This window comes from Mycobacterium sp. (genome assembly GCF_032162105.1).
Classification (GTDB): Bacteria; Actinomycetota; Actinomycetes; order Mycobacteriales; family Mycobacteriaceae; genus Mycobacterium.
Genome location: NZ_JAVRPS010000259.1, coordinates 1 through 3,024 on the forward strand (window position 1 = coordinate 1; position 3,024 = coordinate 3,024).

The 3,024-nt window shown below is 68.7% G+C and carries 2 protein-coding genes and 1 pseudogene; 2 read left to right on the forward strand and 1 reads right to left on the reverse strand.

Annotation, left to right across the window (positions count from 1 at the left end):
- Nucleotides 1–251: 251 nt before the first annotated feature.
- Nucleotides 252–440: pseudogene (locus QOC69_RS12955) on the reverse strand (VOC family protein); the annotation flags it as partial.
- A 123-nt stretch (nucleotides 441–563) separates the two neighbouring features.
- On the opposite strand from QOC69_RS12955, the gene QOC69_RS12960 reads away from it, so the two are divergent.
- A complete protein-coding gene (locus QOC69_RS12960; protein ID WP_526440042.1) occupies nucleotides 564–1,427 on the forward strand; it encodes an alpha/beta fold hydrolase in 864 nt (287 codons plus the stop codon).
- On the forward strand, nucleotides 1,424–3,024 hold a 1,601-nt coding region (locus tag QOC69_RS12965; RefSeq protein ID WP_526440044.1), incomplete at its 3' end, for a phosphotransferase enzyme family protein. The genes QOC69_RS12960 and QOC69_RS12965, both read left to right, overlap by 4 nt.

Consider the following 3,024-nt stretch of genomic DNA (forward strand, 5'->3'; position numbering starts at 1 on the left):
CGCTCCCCGGCCGAACGGCTTCCGATCGGGTTGGCCGCCCCCGGCGTTGGTACACCGGTACCGCAAGCTTACCAGCTACCCACCCCGTTTAGTAGCCTGACCTGCGGTTATGCCACCCGCCTGGCATATAATAGGTAGCCGATCCAGGGGTATTTTCAGAGTATCGCCTGGTCAAACGTCTGCGACGGGGTTTGCTGGCCCGGTTGTAAAGCGCCACAGCGTAATTCGGCGCTTATGTACCCAATCTATACGTTTATGCCGATGAACCGCTGTCCATCGAGCACGAACGTTCCGTGGACGACTTCGCCAGGAGTTCCTGGACCGGCCTCGGTGTAGCGCTGGAATCCCTCGACCGTCGAGTTGGGGAATATCGACGTGTAGAACGCGGCGGCCTCTTCGAGGTCGTCCTTGAACCAGAGTGAAGGCGTGATGGTAGGCATGCCCATCAGACTCCGCTCGGCGGCCGAACTCATCGTGGCGCGGCCGGACCCGCCTTCATCGCCGCAAACCGCCTGGGTAACGTGAGCTCAGGGCCGGTGGATAGCCGGTGGAGAGGATGCCCCGTGACCATTGCGAGCAGCGCGCCGCAGACCGTGACGTTCCGCGGCGTCGACGACCTCAACCTGATCGCCGACGAGTGGAACCGGGGCGCAGCGTCGGCCGAAGACCGCCCGACCGTCCTCATGCTGCACGGCGGCGGTCAGAACCGGCATTCGTGGAAGAACACCGGTCAGATCCTTGCCGACGCAGGCTTCCACGTCATCGCCATGGATAGCCGCGGGCACGGCGACAGCGACCGGTCTCCCACCGCCAACTACACCGTGGAAGCCCTGTGCGCCGATACGCTGCAGGTGCTGTACCAGATCGGCCGACCGGTGGTGCTGATCGGCGCGAGCATGGGCGGGCTGACGGGCATCGCGGCCGCGCACGAAGCAGGTCCCGAACTGGTCACCAAGCTCGTCCTCGTCGACGTCGTACCGAGGTTCGAGAAGGACGGCAGCGCCCGGATCCGCGACTTCATGTTCAGCGGCGTAGACGGCTTCGAGTCGCTCGACGACGCCGCGGATGCGGTTGCGGCCTACCTGCCCCACCGGCCGAGGCCGCGGAGCCCGGAGGGCCTGAAGAAGAACCTGCGGCTGCGCGACGGCCGCTGGTACTGGCACTGGGATCCGGCGTTCCTGACCAAGCCCGCCGACGATCCGTTCGCACGGATGGACATGCTGGAGCAGGCGGCGATCAACCTCGAGATCCCGATCCTGCTGATCCGCGGCAAGCTGTCCGACGTGGTAACCCCCGAGGGCGTGGAGGACTTCCTCGCCAAGGTGCCCAGCGCGGAGTTCGTCGAATTGTCCGAGGCCGGGCACACGGCGGCCGGTGACGACAACGACGCGTTCAGCGAGGTCGTCGTCCGGTTCGTCAACCCGTGACAGTCGGGTTCAACTTTCTGGAGCAGCCCGAGCTACCAGCACCCCAGGTCAGCGAAACACAGGCCGAAGACCTGTTGTCGACGCACTACGGCCTCACCGCCCGGGCGGAATCGCTTGGCAGTCAACAAGACAAGAACTTCCTGGTGTTCGACGCCGACGACCGACCGCTCGGCGTGCTGAAGATCGCCAACCCGGCGTTCACGGCGGCCGAGTTGGCGGCCCAGGACACGGCCGCAGAGTTGATCGCCGACGAGGAGCCAACGCTGCGGGTCGCGGTGCCGCTGCCCAACCTGGCGGGCGAGAAGTGCACGGCGGTAACGGGTCTGCTGGACGGCACCGCTCACGTCCGGTTGCTGCGGTATCTGCCAGGCGGCACCCTGGTCGGTGCCGGTCACCTGTCGCCCGAGGTCGTCGCGGGCATGGGCGACCTGGCGGGCCGGGTGAGCCGCGCCCTGGCCGGCTTCCGCCATCGCGGCCTGGACCGTGCACTGCAGTGGGACCTGCGCGTCGGCCATGACGTCGTCGAGGCCCTCGTCTCGCACGTCGACGACCCATCGCACCGCGACCGGTTGACGGCGGCCGCGGCCGCCGCGTGGGCCCGGATCGCGCCGCTCGCCGACCAACTCCCGCGCCAGGCCGTGCATCTGGACCTGACCGACGCCAACGTCGTCGTGACGCGGATCGACGGTGCCGCCCCGCGACCGGACGGCGTCATCGACTTCGGTGACCTCTCGGACACCTGGGCGGTCGCCGAACTCGCCATCACCCTGTCCTCCGTGCTGGGGCACGCAGGCACCACGCCGACGTCGATCCTGCCGGGCATCAAGGCATTTCACGCGGTCCGGCCGTTGACCGCCGCGGAGGCCGACGTGCTGTGGCCGCTGCTGGTGCTGCGCGCCGCGGTGCTCATCGTCAGCGGCGCGCAACAGGCCGCGCTGGACCCCGACAACGCGTACATCACCGACCAGTCCGAGGACGAGTGGCGCATGTTCGAGCAGGCGACGTCGGTACCGATCGAGGTGATGACGGGCGTGATCCGCGCCGAACTCGGACTGGCCGCCACACCCGCCGTGGTGGCCGGCGGGTCGTTGATCGCCGGCCTAGATCCGGCATCGGTCACCACCCTGAACCTGTCCCCGACCTCCGACGTGTTCGACGGAGCCTTCCGGCCGGGCGCGTGGCTGCCACCCGGCGTCGAGGACGAATTGTCAAGGGCAGCAATGCGCGACGGCGCGTCGCTCGTCGTCACCCGGTTCGGCGAGCCGCGCCTGACCAGAGCGCCTGCGCTCAGGCAGGACAGCCCCGAGGTGATACCCACCGGCATCTCGCTGTGGCTGGCTCAGAACGCCACGGTGGCGGCGCCGTGGCCGGGAGTGCTCGACCACCTCGGCGACGAACTGGTGCTCCGCGGTGACCACTACGAGCTGACGGTGACGGGCGCCGACGTCGCCGCGACCGCCGGTCACGTCGACGTGGGCGCAGCGCTGGCGACCGCCGCGGCCGGCCGTCGTTTCGAGGTCGGGATCCGTCCGGCGGGTGCCCCGCCCGCGCCCACGTTCACCACGGCCGAGTTGGCGCCAGGGTGGCTGGCACTCGC